Genomic DNA, 16,948 nt, shown 5'->3' on the forward strand with positions numbered 1-16,948 from the left:
CATTCAAGGAACGACTCATCCAGCGCGAGGTACTCGGCATCTGTGAGTGGCCGCACTCGACAATCCAGCGGGGCGGCGGTGCTGAGCGTCGGCACAGCCACCAATGCCATGATCAGCAACAAGGCCGTGCTCTTCCTCTTCATGCGCCATCACTCCCAACCGCTCACCACCGGACCAACGAAGTCAGCAGCATGAAGCATCTTGATCACGAATGGGAGGGTGCCGATGATTGGGAACCGATTCTGCATGTGCGGACGGTGAGGTGAAGAGCCACCTTGGGAACCACCCGAACAGACGATCACGAACCAAGCCGGACGGACCTGAACGGCGGGAGACCCGACGAGCAGCAGGACGAACGCCTCTGAATGGTCCTGAACATCGTTCGGGGACCTACGGATTAGAAGGTCACGTCGTGCCCGTTGCGTGCCCGTCAGGAGGGTGAACAAGGGGGACTCACGGGGAACCACGGGTACTCGGCCCTCTCCCCCGCAGGTCAGCACTTCGCCAGCTCAGGGGCCAAGCGCGTTAGAGACTTCCCAAGCTGACAGCGCGGGTTCGATTCCCGTCACCCGCTCTTACGAGTCACTCTGAGGGACGACCCCCAGACCCCCGCTGCGAAGGGATTTCTCCTCTCGCGCTCCCCGTGGCCGCTGTCGCGTCCCGTCGTCGCTATCGCTCCGGGTCGCTACGCTCCTTGCGAAGGCGCTCCGCCCCTCGCGCTCCCAGGCAAGGCCCGCTTCGCTCGGACTGCTGCTCGCTTCGCTCGTGGAAGCTCTTTTCTGTTACGGCTTCGCCTAGCCTGCAACCCGAGCACTGCGGCCAACAAGGTCAAATCCGTGGAGACTTCTGCCGGATCTCGTCATACCTTGCGGCGGCTCGGTGAGCAGCGGTTACGTAGTCGCTGACAGGGCTGAAAAGCGTAGACCGGCCAGCCCGTCTTTGGGATTGCCAGCGCAATGAGTGCCCCTTCGTCCGCTCCTCCATCTTATAGCGCCATACGGTTCTTTTATGCCTCGTCTCACTTGAGGACTTTGAGGCCAGTGCCCAAGTCGCCTCTGCGGTCACTGCGGCGGGGGCTTACCTGGCTCTCCCCAACGGTGAAGACCGCATGACTTGTATTTCCGGCCCGACCCGCACGGACAGCGGTCATTGCGCCGCGGCTCCGGCTGGGCGCCGACATGGTCAGGTAACCGAGAGGTGGAGGCCACCTTGGTGGTGAGGCCGATGTCGTCGATCAACCACTTCATCTCGGCGCTCCGCGCGGCGATCTCGTCGGCGGCGACTGCAATCGCGTCTGCGGTTGCGATAGCAACTGTGGGCTCGATCACCGGCTCGTAGGACGGGTGCGTCAGCGGATTTCGGGCGATCTGAGTTAGACGATGCGTATCTGTGAAGTGCTGCGCTTGGTTGGCGACGAATACCGTCATGCCGCCAAAGCTTGGATGGACGGCGTCGCAGAGCCACTCGTACGCGTCGTAGATCTTGTCGCTCGGGCGTTTCTTCGTCAGGCGCCGTACGTAGGTGATCGCATTGGTGCTCTGAATCGGCGGCTTGGTTTCCACTGACTCATCTAGTCGGCTTCCAAACTGGACTCTTGCGAGCCGCTGCCCGAAGGGTTCAGCGAAGTTCCGGATCGTATCGAGGGTGGGCGTCCCGCCGCGCTTGAACCCGTCCCAGTCACCGATCATGTCTCTGGACTCACAGGAGAATGCGGCTGCCCCTTCGAGAAGTGACCGGGCGCACGCGGCCGCGGGCAGGATCTGCCAGACGCGTAATGCATTCTCCGCTGCGTCGGCGAGTTGCAGGCCCCGCCACACGTGAGTCAGCCACCAGGCCCCCATGCGGCCGTGCACATCCAGCATAGTGAGCTGGGTGGCGATCCCTTCCAGGGAATACGGTTCGGGGAGCTGCAAAAAAGGCGTCGCCAAGCCACTGCGGTTTCCCTCTTTGTTGTAGCGGACGCCATAGAACCAAGTCCCAGTGGAGGGCAGCCGTCTGGTCAGTTCCTGATCCGCCGCGCGCGGCTCTTTCGATTGGAGAGGAACAGGCAGATGAAGCACCCAACTCGCTTCCCGTGGCAGTTTCTCCGCTGTCGCGCGTAACAGCGACATTCCCTCCGCGACCCGTTGCAGGCGCGCTCTACCTAGTGCAGACGCGATATCAAGCTCCGTCACGTCACCAGCATGCCCCATATAGCCGCCCGGGTCTGCATGCGGCCACTGCTGCGGCCGGAATCAGTACGCTCGCCCGAATCCGTCCCCAATACGCGATCTCCCAGCATTCGTTGAGAGTTTGAACGGCGAGTATGGTTCCATACAGCCGACCGTGATCATCTTCTGACGGCATCGACGGACCCGCTTGCAGAGGAGCATCTGAGGGGTCGCTCAATCGGATTCCGTGTGTCCGGCACGCCTCACGTGGCCGAGCTCAGAAGCCGCCAGCTGATCGTGCCAGATGCGTGCCAGAACGGTCGGTCAGTCGCGGTCATCAAGAGTCAAGGACGTCCAATCTCGCGACCGTATACTGGGTGTTCGTTTTCGCAGGTCAGAGGAACAAAGCCAGCGGGTGTTTCCCAAGCTGACAGCGCGGGTTCGATTCCCGTCACCCGCTCCACGCTCAAAGGCTCGGCTCAAGAATGTGATCTAAAGCTGGGCCTTGCCTCGTTCCCCTGGCGCTGGAGACTCCCGAGCAAGCCTCAAACGGATGAAGACCGCCACCACGGAAGGAACAGCGGAAGCCTACGGTCTGAGCCTCGAAGTTGCGCCTGCGACTTATGCGCTCGTGAGCCGTCGGTGATGCACCGTTAAGGGCTCGATTTCAGTGGTGTCGTCGTCGACGACGAGCTCGACGCGGAACCGAACCCCCATTGCCGCACCAAGGCGCAGCAGTGTCGCTATATCCGGAATGCCACCGCCGCCCTCGATGCGAGACAGGGCGGGCTGGGACATCCCGGAGCGCTCCGCTACGACCTTCTGCGACAAGCCTCGGCGCTTACGGATTTCACGCAACTGGTCTCCAAGCTCCAGGTCACGGCCCGCCTGCTCGTACTCGGAGTGGGGCTGCGCATCCGCCTCCATCTCGCGCAGACGCTTCGCCTTGTAGGTCTCCCAACGACTGTGCCCCATCATGCGCTCCTCTCGAACACGTGCGTGGTGGTTAGGTCATGCTCTGCCTCACATCGCTTCTTAGCAGCGATCGCTCGGTCAATGTCCGCGGCCTGCGTCCCATCCTGTGTCTTGCGGAAAACCGTCAGGATCACGATCACCTTGTTGGATGGCTTCCAAAAGGTCAACCGCCAGGTCGTGCGGTCGAGAGCGACACGCAGCTCGTGCACTCCTTCGGCATCCTTCAGCTTCTTCACGTGATCCCCATCAGGGATGCCGCCGGTGACGAGGTAGTCGTCTACGTTCCGCATGACCCGCTGATAGAGCGGGAAGGAAAGTCCGTCCAGCCAGGACTCCACCTCCGGCTCCAGGTCGATCTCCCACCGAGACATACCATCAATATTATATGCACTCGATGGTAACTCGCGGCGGAGATGAGCACCAGGCCTGACCTCGTTTCCACTCCTCGATCTTGGTTGCCATCCCAGATCAGCCGCTATGCCCTCAGCTGAGCCCTTGGCCTGGCTGAGGCGATCGTTGGCCCCGCCGACCGTCCGCCAGGCTTGTACGGGGTTGAGGTCGGGGGGATTCGCCTGCGTGGTGGTTTGCCGTCCTGGTAGGCCATCGCCATGGCACGTGGAGACTTCACCGATCACGCCGGCGCATGACCCCGTGCCCGTTGCGTGCCCGTCAGGAGGGGGAACCACGGGGAATCACGGTCACTCGACCCACGCCCCCGCAGGTCAACGTCTTCCCAGCTCAGCGACCAGATGCGTTAGGGACTTCCCAAGCTGACAGCGCGGGTTCGATTCCCGTCACCCGCTCCAAGACTGAAGGCCCAGGTCAGAGGATAGTTCTCGACCCGGGCCTTGATTGTTTTGTAGGTCGTTCCGATCTTCTCGGGCCATCCACGGGCCATCAGCTCGTGATCAGCCCGCGGGGACCATTGCCCCGGCCATACCGTCCCCCTCCTCGTCCTCTCACTCTCCGACTCTCGCTCTCCGAGCCGCCTGTCGATCGCGTCCGTGATCGCCTTGTCGGCCCCGCGTACGGCGTGCTGGTAGATCATGGCCGCTCGGACGTTGTCGTGCCCCATCCGGGCCATCAGATCCTTGAGCCCCGCGTCAGACTCCGCGGCGAGCATGTCGCCCGTGTGGCGAAGGTCGTGGAAGTGCAGGCCAGGCAGCCCCATCTCCTTGACCACATCAACATCTCCTTGACCACATCAACCCGACGGGTACGGGTGTTGAAACCGCTACGGCGCAGCGGGCCGCCTTTCGCTCCCGGGAACATCAACGCGTCGGGTCCGTCCTTGACGTAGATCTTCAGATGATCGCGCAGCGCCGGAACGATCGCCTTAGGGATGCCCACAGTGCGACGGTCGGCCTTGGACTTGGGAGGACCCAGAACGAGCCCGCCCGTCGAACGCTCGATGAAGGTCGCCCGGATGCGAACCGTCCCGGCGTCGAGCTCGACATCCGTACGACGAAGTGCGCTCACCTCTCCCCATCGCAGGCTGGCGAAGGTGGCGAGGAGCACCAGGGCGCGGAACCGTCGATCCTGCGTGCAATCGGCCCGGCCGTCCATGCCCAACTTCCACAGCGCAATGGGTCGACTGGTTCAACAACCAGCGGCTTCATAGCGCGATCGAAACATTTCCTTCAGCGAGGACGAAGCCATCTACCACGCTCAGCACCCCGACCGGGCGCCGGCAGTCAAGTAACAGAGCCGCTATCGAACCACGTGCGGGCGTACTGGACGTGAAATGGCACGTCGTCGCGGTGGAGGTCACATTCCTCGATGTGCCGGCGGTCCCTGCTTGCCGTGGTCGTCCGACGCCGCTCCGCCCGTCTGGGTCGGCCTGGGCGGGTGATGCGGCGGGCAGCAGGCGGCCGGCACCGGCGGTAAGAACCCCACGTGACCTGGTAATTCCCGTCCCTATGGTCGCTTTGATGCTTGCGGAGTGCCGACAGGGACGAGACTTTCATCCAGGGCTCGCATAACTTTCGTCGGTTCACGCAAATCACGCAAAAGTTGGGGTGCAGTTGAGGCTATCTTTCGCCAGGAGTGGCGGTTAGTGTCTGCATTCGAGAGCCGGACATTTGTGATATATAGCCCCGTCCCTCCCAGTTCACACCATCCCCCCACATCTCACAGCGAGGTGAACCTTTGTCTGTGCTGCCCTCGTCTCGTCGAAGCGCTCAACCAGGCCTGATCACGCTGGGCCTCGCCGGCGCGCTGACCATCCATTCGGGCTTCGCCTCTCCCGCGAGTGCGGTCGCCCCCGCCCCGAACGGGGCCGTGCCCCACGCGTCCACAGCGACCGGAGTAAGGAGGATCAAGTGAGATTGCGACAGCAAAGGTCGCGCCACCGGCTGATCCGGAAGGGGAGAGGTGTCGCGGGCCTGGCCCTGGGCGCGCTTCTCTCCGTCTCGTTGGCAGCGACACCCTCGCATGCTGCCGACGAGCAGCTCAACGAGGGGCTGGTGCACCACTTCGCCCTCGACGAGACCAGTGGGACGACGCTGGTCAACTCGGGTAGCGCGGGCTCGGCGGCGAACGCCACGCTCGTCAATCCGGAGAAGGCGACCTTGACCGGCAACGGAGTCAGGTTCAACCCCGACTCCTACGCGAGCGCCCTCGACGGTGCGTACGTGGCGCTGCCGAAGGACATCACCGCCGGCATGTCGAACCTCACGGTCGACTATGACGTGTGGGTCGACCCGGCGAACGTCGGCGAGCACCAGATGTGGGGCTTCGGCAGGAAGTCCGGCTCGTGCGACGTCGACACCGGCGCCCAGGGCTCCATCTTCGCGTCGAACACCCAGCGGTTCCGCGTCGCGGTGGGCTCGGCGAACCTCCAGCAGAACCGGGTCCGCATGACCGAGGGAGCCTGGACGCACGTCACCTACACCCAGTCCCTGAACGCGAACGGCACGAGCTGGACCGGCACGCTTTACCTCGACGGCGTGCAGCACGCGACGTCAACGAGCCTGACCACGCCGCCGTCGGTGAACGCCGCGGGGACCAACTGTAACTTCCTCGCTCGCTCGCAGACGTCGGGCCACTACTCATTCCGCGGAACGCTCCGGGACTTCCGGGTCTACGACAGGGCAGTGAGCCCCGAAGAGACACTCGCCCTGGCGAAAAAGACCGTCTCCAATGGCGTTAGCGCCGACGCCGCCGCCATCGACCTCGGCCTGACCAGTGCGATCGTACGCGACATCGTTCTGCCCAAGGTGGGCTCCGTGGCGGGCTCGGCCATCACGTGGACGAGTTCGGACCCGTCGGTCGTCGAGGTCTACACCCCGCCGGCCGTCCCCAGCGCACGCAAGGTCGCGGTGACCGGCAAGATCACCCGACCCGCGCAGGGGCAGCCCGACGCGACGGCCACGCTCACGGCGACCGTCCGCAAGGGCGCCCAAGAGGTCACCACACGGGAGATCCCCATTGTGGTGAAGGCCAAGTTCGACGACGCGCAGGCGGTCGACCGTGACGCGTTCGACCTGGCCCTGTACGCCACCGACGACGTGCGCGGAAACATCAACCTTCCGGCCGGCGGCGAGTTCGGATCCACGATCACCTGGAAGTCGACCACCGACCTCGTCACCCCGACGGGTAAGGTGACCCGCCCGGCCTTCGGCCGTGCGGATGTCACCGCCACCCTGACGGCGACCATCACCAAGGGTTCGGCCTCGAAGACGAAGTCGTTCCCGGTGACCATCACCGCGAAGCCCCGTTCCGAGAAGCACGAGCGGTACTTCATGGGGTACTTCAAGGGCGAGGGGATCGCCGACGGCGAGCAGATCATGTTCGCGACATCCAACGGAAACACCGCTCTGGACTGGACCGGTCTGACCGGGGGCTGGCCGTCGCTCGTCTCCCAGCTGGGCGACCAGGGGCTTCGTGACCCGCACATCGTCCGCTCGCCCGACGGCGACACGTTCTACATGATCGCCACCGACCTGAACTGGTACGACCAGGGCGGATACGCGATCAACGACACCCAGTACATCGAGGTGTTCGAGTCGCACGACCTGGTGAACTGGACTCCTCAGCGGCACGTGAAGGTCGCGCCCGACAACGCGGGCAACGCCTTCGCACCCGAGTCGCTGTGGGTCGAGGAGATCGGCGCCTACGCCGTGTTCTGGGCGCAGTCGCTGTGGAACGACCCCGTGAACCGCACCGGTCAGGGGAACGCGCAGATGTGGTACGCCACGACGCGCGACTTCCAGACGTTTTCCGCTCCCAAGGTCTGGCAGGACCCGGCCCCGCTGTCGCGGATCGACACGACCGCGATCCGGGTCGGTGACCACTACTACCGTGTGACCAAGAACGAGGCCGGCAACCAGGGTTCGGACATCTTCTCGGAGAAGCACACCGACTTCCTGGACAGCAACATCAACAACTGGACGTTGCTCGCTCCGGCTCTGGGGCGCACGACGTGGGTCGCCAACCAGGGGTACGAGGGGCCGGTCATCTTCAAGGCCAACCCCGGTGACACCTCCTGCCCCGGCCAGTTCTACCTCTGGGGTGACCGGTACACCAACGGTGGTGGGTACCAGGCCGCGTGCCACGAGAACATCGAGGCTCCGACCTGGAACGCCAAGCCGCTCACGATGACCAACGCGGGCGTCGTCCGTCCGCGTCACGGCACCGTGATCCCGCTCACCGTCCGTGAGTGGAACGACATCCGCGAGATCCCGAACAGCGACGTCACGACCACCACCAAGGTGGCCGTCGAGCCGTACGCGAGCGGGGCCCAGACGACCACGGCCACCGCCACCGTCGAGGCCGCTGACGGGTTCGAGACCGGCGGTCAGGTGCGGTTCAGCGTCGGCTCGTGGTCGGAGCTCGCCCACCTGAAGGACGGCGCGGCCACGGTCACGCTGCCGGAGGGTCTGCCTGCGGGTACCCGGACGGTCAAGGCCGAGTACCTCGGCTTCGACTATCTGAAGGCGTCGGAAGCTGCGGCGTCGTTCACGGTGCCGGACGCTCCGGAGCTCGCGCTGACCGTGACCGCCACCGCCCGCTGCGTGGGCACCACGGCGTACGTGGCCGTGACCGCGGTCAACGACGCCGCCGTGCCGGCGAACGTGACGCTGACCACCCCCTACGGTTCGAAGGCCGTGGCCGACGTCGCCCCAGGCAAGCAGGCCTACCAGTCCTTCAGCACCAGGGCCGGGCAGATCGCCACGGGCAGTGCGACCGTGACGGCGACCGCGACGATCGATGGCCGGCAGGTCACCTCGACCTACAACCCCTCCTACACCGCCATCAACTGCGCCTAACCCGACCGGCCACGGCGCATTCCCGCTACTGAACCGGGGCCGGTCGCGTACCGGTCGGCCCCATCCCCATAGATCGATGTCGCATGAAGACCCGGTGACCGGAACAATCCACACCGATCACCGGGTCGCGACGATCCTGCGCTGACCTTTATGACTCACGGGGTGATCGGTTTCGGCCGGCGAAGGTTTCGGGCTGATCGTCGTTTACCGGGCGTGAGTTCTTGGAGCAAGGTCGTCCTCCTTGCTCTTACGTTGATATGGCTGCTGGGGACTCCGTACCTGTTCCTGATGGGCTTCAGTGAAGGACTGTTAGCCTCCTTTGGCAGCCCTTCCGACAGCAAGCGCGCTGCGTGGTTCTTGACGGCCACGGGCATCGTCATGGTCGGCGCACCCGCGATCGCGGCATTCATCGCATGGGCCACCCGACGAAGGACCGCGACCTGGTTCTTCACCATCGCCGCGTTGCTCTGCCGTCCTGGTAGGCCATCGCCATGGCACGTGGAGACCTCACCGATCACGCTGGCGCATGACCCGGTGCCCGTTGCGTGCCCTTCAGGAGGGGGATCAAGGGGGAACCACGGGGAATCACGGTCACTCGATCCGCTCTCCCGCAGATCAGCGTTTTGCCAGTTCAGCGACGAATCGCGACAGAGGCTTCCCAAGCTGACAGCGCGGGTTCGATTCCCGTCACCCGCTCCAAGATTTCTCAGACAAGCACATCTGGCACGAGTCTGAACGCCGACACATGCCGAGGCCGGATCAGCGTGAAGTCACGGCGGTCGATCGTGGCAACCTGTGTGACGCCTAGACGCTCCGCGATGGCAACCACGGACACATCAGCCGGGTCGAGACGAGCGTCCTTGTAAAGTCGGACGAGTTCAGCCATGCGCCGTACATCGGCAGCAAGCAGATCGACCAACTCGAACTCTTCGGTCACGAGATCAAGAAACTGTGCATGTACGGCAGGCCCCATGTGCCTGTTGATCGTCCAACCAGCTTCAATCAAGACCGTCGAGGGCAGGAGGAGCGGCCCCTCCAACTCCTCCAGGAGCCGCACACATGAGGCATGGTGCTTGTCATCTCGATCGACGACAGCTATTCAGGGGGCCAGTGTCCAGGAGCGTGGCGGTCATACTGACCGATTGAACCGCTCCGCCAGCAGATCTTCGACCCGTTCCGATAGATCGCCTTCACCGGATGCGCCAATTCCAGCGATCGACAGACGACGACGTCGAACCGGCTTGGACGGCTCTTCCTCTGCCGTCTCAGCCAGCTCTGGATCTGTCTTCACCAAGCGCAGGAGACGACGCGCCTGGTCCGGAGAAAGCCGGTCCACCAGGTGATGAAGCTCCTCATGCGCATGTCCAGCGCTCATGAGCACGAGTCTACGCAAGCGATTCCGCTTGCGACAGCGACACCGCTACGCCCGACGGCCTGGTACGGGCCGACCCGCCATCCTCCGGATCGCCAGAAGATCTCTCGACGTCGAGACTTCATGTCAGATGCGTGCCAGAACAGGCGGGGAACCACTGTCACTCACGGGGACTCACAGTCAACCGCCCCACACTGACCTGCATCCCTGTTTCCCAGCTCAGAGCGGCAAGATCAGTAGCCGATTCCCAAGCTGACAGCGCGGGTTCGATTCCCGTCACCCGCTCCAAGAGCGAAGGCCCAGGTCAGAGATGGATTCCCGACCCGGGCCTTAGTCGTTTCCAGGACTGTTCGATCTTCTCGGGTCATTGGCTCTCGTTGCTCCCACCGCTCCGTCATGCTCGTCATCGCACGCAGCTCAGACCTTGATGACGATGACGCGTCCGCCGCACAGGGCGGCGATGTCCTCCGGGTCGGAGGTGAGAACCGTGACGGGGCCGGGGGCAGCGAGGGCGGTTGCGCTGAGCATCGCATCGATGGCGTACTTGTGCCCGTGCAGGCCGGCGTCAGCCAGAAGTGTGGCGGCGTGGCGAGCGATCGGTTCGGTGACCGGTTCAACGACAAGGCGGGACAGCGACCACTCCAGAGCCGGCCGTTTGATGCGGGGGTGGACCACTTCGACGAGGGTGGCGGCGGAGGTGATAACGCGGAGGTCGTCGGCGCGGGCGAGGGCGAGCCATGTGGTGACCGTGCGGTCACGCAGGACGACTTTGGCCAGTCCCTCGCTGTCGAGGACCAGCGTGCCACCAGGGGTGGCGGGAGAACGGGTCATGCAACGTCCGCCCCACCGCGGACCTGTCCCTGCCGGGCCTGGTTGAGTTGGTCGCGCAGTGCCTGGACTTCATCGTCGGCAATGGGGCCATGCTCGGCCTCGGCGACCTGGATGAGTTCACTGAGGTTGTCGCGCTCGATCTGGCGGGCGACGGCGGCGGCGACGTAGGCAGACAGACCGGAAGGTCCGCTCCGGGACCGTGCGGCCTCCGCGATGTCACGCGGCATGGTGATCGAATACTTGCCGGTAGGCTCACTCATGCTCTCTATCCTACCTTCTATGCTCCTGGCGGGAATGAGCACCAGGTCCGTCTCGCATCCACTTCTCGATCTTGGTTACTCGTCCAGGTCTCTTGGGCGGCGTGGATCACGTGCCAGAACAGGCGGGGAACACCGGTCATCCACAGGGACTCACGGGGAACCACACCTCGTCTACCCGCACACCTGCTTTCCCAGCTCAGAGCGGCAAGATCGGTAGCCGATTCCCAAGCTGACAGCGCGGGTTCGATTCCCGTCACCCGCTCCACACTCAAAGGCCCAGCTCAGAGATGATTCCCGATCTGGGCCCTGTTTTCAGCGTCGTTCGGTTCGACTGCTCCCACTTCGGTGATCTACGGCTCCGGAAATACCCCAGAAGATCAGCTCGCCTCACGCAGGGGTTGGAACTGAACGCTCAGCCGCATCTCCAGAGCCTCCGCGAGCCGCTCCAGCATCGGAATCGTCGGCATCGTCCCGCCTGCCTCGAACCGCGCCACCGCAGGCTGCTTCAACCCAGCGCGCTCGGCCAGCTCACTCTGGGTCAGACCGAGCTGCTCACGGCGCAGCCGTACCGCTTCACCCAGCTCGAACCGGATCCTGGCGGCCTCGTACGCCGCTCCGGCCCCCGGACGGCTCATGATCTCGGCCCGCTTGGCACCCCAGCTCTTGCGCTCACCCATACCGCTCACTCCTCATCCGCCGTGTGAGCCTCGGCGATACACCGCTGCATGGCCCGCCACGCCCGCTCGATCTCAGCGGACTCGCACATCCGCTGCTTGCGGAACACCGTCAGCATGATGATCCGCCGACCCGGTGCGATCCAGTAGGTGATCCGTACCGCCTCCCGGTCGAGGTGGAAACGCAGCTCACGTAACTTGCCGCGGAGCTGACGAGTGTAAGGCTCATCCAGCAGGACACCACGCTCGGCCAGCAGGTCGACATAGAACGCCGCCGTCTCCTGCCCCTCTTGATCAAGCGTGTCGAACCACTCATCGACCTCTGACTCCAGCTCCACCTCTCCCCAATTCATAACACGGACGTTATAGCGACGGCAAGTATCACGTCCTGGAAACACTCCTGTTCTTCCTGTCGAGAAAGGTCCGCACCGGGACGATCCCCAGCACACTCCGCCCCAAGGGCAGTCGTCCGGCTTCCCACGCAACGTTGATCACGTGCCAGACCCGTGCCAGAACAGGCGGGGAACACCGGTTGAGGTTCCCCCTTAGCTCGGACACCGGCGGCGTGTCATCAGGTTCAGTAGGCGCGGCTCCGGCGGACTCCGCCCCGCCATATCTCCACGATTACCGGGGAGCGGCGATGTCCGTGAGCGGGTCGCCCTCCACCAGCACCAGGTCGCCCCGGAGCCCGGGCGCCGCCGCCCCTTTCAGGAGAGATCTCGCAGCCAGGAGGCGATGGCCGCCCCGATTTGATCGGGAGCGTCTTCTTGAACCATGTGGCCACCCGTGATCGTGATGTGTGTCTGATTCGGCCACGACCGGGCGATAGCCCGGTGTGTTTCAAACATCGTTCCTGGGACCGCCTCGATGAACAGCTTGGGAACCGAAGAATTAGCGAGCCATTCCGCATAACGCGTGACGACATCGTGAACATCGCGTGGTTCGCCCGCAACGGGAACCTCGCGCGGCCAGGTCAGCGTCGGTCTGCGTGACTCGCCCGGTTCCGTGTAGGGACGACGGTAGACGGCCATCTCCGCCTCCGACAGCCCTCGCAGCACCTCTGCAGGCAAGACATCATCGACGAAGAAGTTTTGATCGAGGACCATCTCTTCACCCGCAGTGGAGCGGATCGCCTGGAAGAGCGCAACCGCAGGCTCCGGCCAGTCGCTCCACGAGGGGATCGGAGCCACGAACGCCTCCATATAGGCGATACCCCGGAGTGCGGAAGGCTGACGGTACGCCCAATCGAAACCCAGGGCCGAACCCCAGTCCTGCAGCACCATGACCACCCGCTCACGTACGCCGAGAGCCTGAAGGAACCCATCGAGATAGCGGCGATGCTCGACGAAGCGGTATGAGCCCGGCCCGCTGACCGGAAGTTTCGCGGAATCGCCCATCCCGATCAGGTCCGGGGCGATGCAGCGCCCTTTGTCCGCCAGATACGGGATTACATTCCGCCACACGTACGACGAAGTCGGGTTGCCATGAAGAAAGACGATCGGATCACCTTCCCCCTCCTCGACGTATGCCATTTCAAGCCCATCGATCTCAATACGACGCTTCCGATATCGTTCCTCAGTCGAGATCATGACTCTCCTCATTTCCGCGGGTTCTTGCTTCGGTCGGAGATTCTGCAGCACGACCCGGGTCTTGCCACAAGCCCCCCGGTGCGTCATAGTGTGCGACCGCTGTCAGCCTTGGCCTCGCGAGGACCCGGCGACCTTCGAGGCACTGTTCCAGGCCGCGGCCGGCACGGCCCGCCGCTTCGTGTGGGGCGGTCGGCCCTCGGAGTAGGCTCACGGGCGCACCGTCGAGCGATGGCGACCCCGAGAGGAAGACACCGTCCGTGCATGACTACGACGGCCCGACCTGGGGGCCGCTTCCCGTCCGCCCGGCGGCACTGCGCTGGCTGTTGCTTCTCCCCCTGACCCTGGTGTTCCTGCCGCTGTGGTGGGTGGTGTGGGTCGTCCTCGCGATCTGCTTCCACTGCGTAGCGCCGGTGGCCCAGCTGATCGTCGACATGGTGCCGCGTGCCGAGAACGGCGCGATACGAATGCTGGACGCCACATTGGGCCAGATACCGTTCGTCCCGCTCTGGTGCGTGACCCCGGTGGCGCTGGTGCGGGAGGGCGACACGGCGTACTACCAGGCGCGCGTGGACCGGCGCATCGAGAAGCAGACCCGACGCGTGGAGACCTCCCAGTACCGTCGCGAGTACCACCGCGACCTGGAACTCGGCGCACACTACTTCCGGGGCGCCGGCGCCGGTTACACCCTGCGCGTCGCCTCGGAGCAGGGCTGGAACCTCCACCCGGTGCTGCGCTCGCACCCCCGGCGTCGGCTCCGGCTGCGTCACAACGGCCGGCCACGGCCGGAGCTCAGGTCAGGATGACCTGCCCGCCTTCACCGATCGGCTCTTCGAGCTGGTGAAGTATCGGTTCGGTGTTTCCGCCGAGACGGTGACCCCCGGCGTGGCCACGACATTGTCCAGGCGGCCGGCCTGGAGCATGTCGAGGCGGGCCGCGTCCCGCCGCGACCTCAGCTGCGCGCGCGGATCAGCATGACCAGCCCGGCAATGAACGACCCGAGCAGGACCGGCGACAGGACCGCGAGGCCGCCCCACACGACGATGCCGAAATAGCCGAGCGCGGACGAACTGTGTGTCGGGTCGGCATCAGCGGCTGCGAACAGCCCCAGGCCGAGGATGACACCGACCACCGTGATCGCGATCGGCGTCCACAGGAGCACGTGGGCCCACACACGGTACCTCCGGCTGTAGGCCCGCCGGGTCGGCCGCACGTTCGGCTGTGGGGGATAGCCGGCGAGTTCGCTCATGCCGTATTTGTACCAGCCCGCGTACCCCGTACCGCAGGGTCGGCCGTGGCGTGTAGAGGTTCGGCGTGTGGTGATCCAGGCAGCAAGGAGGAGAAGGTGTTCACGCGGGAGGGCATCCGTGACCTTCTCGACAGCCGCCACCCCGGCGAGGAGATCGCCGACATCCTTCGGTTCACCGGCCCGGCTGACCAGGCGACGTCGCAGGAACGCCTTGCTCTTCGGGGTGATGCCCAGCAGGACGGCGACCCGGTTAGGCACGGCCGGCACCGCCGCTTCCAGCACCTCGTCATCGGAGGCACTCTCGGGACCGGCCAGGTACGCCTGTCCGGGGCGAGGCTGTTCCGTCGAGGTCCATCCCGGACGGCTACGTACGAAGCGCCCCTTGCCCTGCTGGGAGTCATCCAGCCCTGTTCGCGTAGCACGCGCAGTGCCGCGGCCACGGTTGACCGGGTGATGCTCTCCAGCATCCTCCGACTGGAGGGCACCGCCCCGTCGCGCCCGCCTATCGACCGGCGTAGTCGGCCAGAACCTTGGCCGCACCCGTCACATCGTTGAGACGAAGAGTCTTTTAGCCTTGCTTTCATTCAGTCGCCTGGCTGGTTCTTCGAGCTGTTCCTGCATGCCCTGCCGCGACCGAATGAGCTTGTGGTCGGCTCAGATTGTTTGATATCCGACCGATATCGGCCACGAGGTGCTGCTGCATTTGGCATTTGATTTAACCGAATTGGCGACCCAAGGGCCGTAAACCGTGGTGTAGCTACCGCCACTGTTCTGACAGAAGAGCACGACCTGCGTCTGAGTCACTCCGGTACCGCTGCACAGCGCCCAGCCAGTGCCGCCGACAATGCCAATCTGCGCGCTGGTGCTGCAGGTCGCGGCCTGGGCTGAGGCGGTCGGTGACATTAGAGTTGTCGCGGCGGCGATCGCGGCCACCGCAGCCACCGAAACACCGAACTTCTTGATACGGCTCATTAGTCATCTCTTTCGGGTCGATGTTTGCCTCTTGATGGTAGTCATAGCTTTGGCGGATATCCATAGGAAATGGTATGCAATTTGAGTGAGCGGTTTACGGGCTAGCCATAGGGCCGCAGATTGAAGTCCAAAACAGGATGGTCGCTGATGGCGGCTAATCCTTGCAAAGGGCTGGGGGCGAGCGACGATCCGGCACTTCGTTCCCATCAGGGGACGTACGTACACATGGTCTATCCCTTTGTCCTCCGCATCGATGGGATGCTCATCCCATGAGTGAACAAAAAGATCCTGCAGCACGTCAGGGGAAGACGACTGACGGCACCCAACCGGTGGACGGGTGGGGCAACGCGGTGCTTGCCCTGAGTGCAGCGGTTCCCATCCTTGGCTTCATCATCGAAGAAGAGCTCACCACCAACGCTCTCCTTGGAACGCTCATCTTCGCGACCGTCGGAATCGGGCTACGTATCGAGGCAGCGATCAAGAGTCGTAGGTGACGTGCCACTCGTGTGCCGATACAACCGGTGAACAGGGGAGAATCACGGGGACTCACCGGACACGGGAAGACCGTTCTCTCACCCGCATCGCAGCAGTTCAGGGAGCCGTATACCGAAATCTTTCAAAGCTGAGAGAAATCGGCGGATCAAGCAGACCTCCAACGCCGTTCGGGCGGTAGTTCACCCACCGGTGCAACGGTGTGCGTCCCGCTGCCTGTACAGCGCCACATGGTGATCCCGTCTTCCGGTTCGGCGCGCAAGCCCCGGTCGTGCACCGGACAGATGGGCCACGCCCTCCAGAGCACCTCCATGACCACTTCCTGGGTGGCGTCGGCCACGGCCCCGAGCGGCTCAGCCCTGGGACTGATGCCGTTGCCCTGGCAGATGCCCTCGAATTCCACCCATGCCATGCCCATGCTGTCCCAGTCAGGGACGATCATCCGAAGAGTTCCGGTGATCCTCGAAGCGCGGACGTCCCGCTCCACGTCCTTCAGTGCCTCCTCCAACGACACCAACAGACTCGGCTCCAGAGCGAAGCTCGGCATGAAGCCGATCCCGCTGAGAAGAGCCTCACCCAGCCGGGCAAGGTCGGCGGCCGTCAACTCGGTAGCGAGACGTTCGAGGAGCTCCCGCGTGACAGGAGTGGACACACCCCAGTCCTCCATCAGGCAGGCCAGCTCGATGAGGGGGGCGGCGTCGAGACCACCGTCACGCAACGCCGTGTAGATGCGGACGCCCAACTCGTCGACGGCCTGGCGGAGTTCATCGGCCTGCTCGTAGGAATGCATGCCGCAGTGTCTCCTTCCTCAAAGACTCCGGCAAGCGAGATTTCACCCGTCATCGATGGACGTTCGAGGGCATGGCCGCGTTCGACATCGACCACCGCTCCCTCACCGACCTTGTCAAGCGACCCTTGGACCTCGACCGCGTCATCCGATGGCACTATCGCCGCGAAGCCCTGGCCGAGGAATTCCACACGCGATGCATCACAGCCCGCAGAGCCTTTACGACACATCGCTCCGGGCTACCCGACTAACAGCTCCCTGAGGTCTTACCAGTCTCCGGAGAAGGGTTCTTCGGAATCAGTAGCCACCATGCTGCGATAAGGCACCCCA

At 64.1% G+C, this 16,948-nt stretch carries 17 protein-coding genes; 3 read left to right on the forward strand and 14 right to left on the reverse strand.

Features of this window, described 5'->3' with window-relative positions:
- Positions 1-1,061: 1,061 nt before the first annotated feature.
- From AB0B96_RS04405 to AB0B96_RS04420, 4 genes are all read right to left on the reverse strand, one after another.
- Entirely contained in the window at positions 1,062-2,174 is a 1,113-nt protein-coding gene (locus tag AB0B96_RS04405; protein ID WP_362896438.1) for an SEC-C domain-containing protein, read from the reverse strand.
- A 597-nt stretch (positions 2,175-2,771) separates the two neighbouring features.
- Positions 2,772-3,125: a helix-turn-helix transcriptional regulator gene (locus AB0B96_RS04410; protein WP_362896440.1), complete on the reverse strand. Its 354-nt coding sequence runs from the start codon at positions 3,123-3,125 to the stop codon at positions 2,772-2,774.
- Entirely contained in the window at positions 3,125-3,496 is a 372-nt protein-coding gene (locus AB0B96_RS04415) for a type II toxin-antitoxin system RelE/ParE family toxin (RefSeq protein WP_362896442.1), read from the reverse strand. The genes AB0B96_RS04410 and AB0B96_RS04415 overlap by 1 nt, the downstream gene beginning before the upstream one ends.
- 712 nt (positions 3,497-4,208) lie before the next feature.
- The gene (locus AB0B96_RS04420) at positions 4,209-4,691 is read right to left on the reverse strand and encodes a tyrosine-type recombinase/integrase (RefSeq protein WP_362896444.1); all 483 of its coding nucleotides are present in this window, start codon (positions 4,689-4,691) and stop codon (positions 4,209-4,211) included.
- A gap of 755 nt (positions 4,692-5,446) precedes the next feature.
- Here AB0B96_RS04420 and AB0B96_RS04425 point away from each other — a divergent pair.
- The gene (locus tag AB0B96_RS04425) at positions 5,447-8,395 is read left to right on the forward strand and encodes an immunoglobulin-like domain-containing protein (protein WP_362896446.1); all 2,949 of its coding nucleotides are present in this window, start codon (positions 5,447-5,449) and stop codon (positions 8,393-8,395) included.
- Between the two features lie 706 nt (positions 8,396-9,101).
- Here the strand turns inward: AB0B96_RS04425 and AB0B96_RS04430 are convergent.
- From AB0B96_RS04430 to AB0B96_RS04460, 7 genes are all read right to left on the reverse strand, one after another.
- Positions 9,102-9,494: a PIN domain-containing protein gene (locus AB0B96_RS04430; protein ID WP_362896885.1), complete on the reverse strand. Its 393-nt coding sequence runs from the start codon at positions 9,492-9,494 to the stop codon at positions 9,102-9,104.
- 30 nt (positions 9,495-9,524) lie between these two features.
- Positions 9,525-9,770 carry a hypothetical protein gene (locus AB0B96_RS04435; RefSeq protein ID WP_362896448.1) on the reverse strand — a complete coding sequence of 82 codons (246 nt, stop codon included), beginning with the start codon at positions 9,768-9,770 and terminating at the stop codon, positions 9,525-9,527.
- Positions 9,771-10,184: 414 nt separating this feature from the next.
- Positions 10,185-10,598 carry a PIN domain-containing protein gene (locus AB0B96_RS04440; protein ID WP_362896450.1) on the reverse strand — a complete coding sequence of 138 codons (414 nt, stop codon included), beginning with the start codon at positions 10,596-10,598 and terminating at the stop codon, positions 10,185-10,187.
- Positions 10,595-10,858, reverse strand: coding sequence for a CopG family transcriptional regulator (locus AB0B96_RS04445; protein ID WP_362896452.1), 264 nt, complete (start codon positions 10,856-10,858; stop codon positions 10,595-10,597). Before AB0B96_RS04445 ends, AB0B96_RS04440 begins: the two co-directional genes overlap by 4 nt.
- A gap of 377 nt (positions 10,859-11,235) precedes the next feature.
- A complete protein-coding gene (locus AB0B96_RS04450) occupies positions 11,236-11,535 on the reverse strand; it encodes a helix-turn-helix transcriptional regulator (protein ID WP_343976147.1) in 300 nt (99 codons plus the stop codon).
- 5 nt (positions 11,536-11,540) lie between these two features.
- Complete coding sequence (locus AB0B96_RS04455) at positions 11,541-11,870, reverse strand: type II toxin-antitoxin system RelE/ParE family toxin (protein WP_362896454.1); 330 nt, start codon at positions 11,868-11,870, stop codon at positions 11,541-11,543.
- Positions 11,871-12,239: 369 nt separating this feature from the next.
- Positions 12,240-13,121 carry a haloalkane dehalogenase gene (locus AB0B96_RS04460; RefSeq protein ID WP_362896456.1) on the reverse strand — a complete coding sequence of 294 codons (882 nt, stop codon included), beginning with the start codon at positions 13,119-13,121 and terminating at the stop codon, positions 12,240-12,242.
- 257 nt (positions 13,122-13,378) lie between these two features.
- Between AB0B96_RS04460 and AB0B96_RS04465 the strand changes: the two genes are divergently transcribed.
- Positions 13,379-13,924, forward strand: coding sequence for a hypothetical protein (locus AB0B96_RS04465; RefSeq protein WP_362896458.1), 546 nt, complete (start codon positions 13,379-13,381; stop codon positions 13,922-13,924).
- A gap of 146 nt (positions 13,925-14,070) precedes the next feature.
- Here AB0B96_RS04465 and AB0B96_RS04470 read toward each other — a convergent pair whose 3' ends face one another.
- Both AB0B96_RS04470 and AB0B96_RS04475 read right to left on the reverse strand, forming a co-directional pair.
- Positions 14,071-14,649, reverse strand: a complete 579-nt coding sequence (locus AB0B96_RS04470; protein WP_362896460.1) for a hypothetical protein — start codon at positions 14,647-14,649, stop codon at positions 14,071-14,073.
- Between the two features lie 372 nt (positions 14,650-15,021).
- Positions 15,022-15,339, reverse strand: coding sequence for a hypothetical protein (locus AB0B96_RS04475; RefSeq protein WP_350943007.1), 318 nt, complete (start codon positions 15,337-15,339; stop codon positions 15,022-15,024).
- Between the two features lie 269 nt (positions 15,340-15,608).
- Between AB0B96_RS04475 and AB0B96_RS04480 the strand changes: the two genes are divergently transcribed.
- On the forward strand, positions 15,609-15,833 hold the full coding sequence (locus tag AB0B96_RS04480) for a hypothetical protein (RefSeq protein WP_362896462.1): 225 nt from the start codon (positions 15,609-15,611) through the stop codon (positions 15,831-15,833).
- Positions 15,834-15,979: 146 nt separating this feature from the next.
- Here AB0B96_RS04480 and AB0B96_RS04485 read toward each other — a convergent pair whose 3' ends face one another.
- Complete coding sequence (locus AB0B96_RS04485; protein WP_362896464.1) at positions 15,980-16,621, reverse strand: hypothetical protein; 642 nt, start codon at positions 16,619-16,621, stop codon at positions 15,980-15,982.
- Positions 16,622-16,948: the final 327 nt, after the last annotated feature.

It is taken from the genome of Streptosporangium sp. NPDC049046 (assembly GCF_040649155.1).
Classification (GTDB): Bacteria; Actinomycetota; Actinomycetes; order Streptosporangiales; family Streptosporangiaceae; genus Streptosporangium.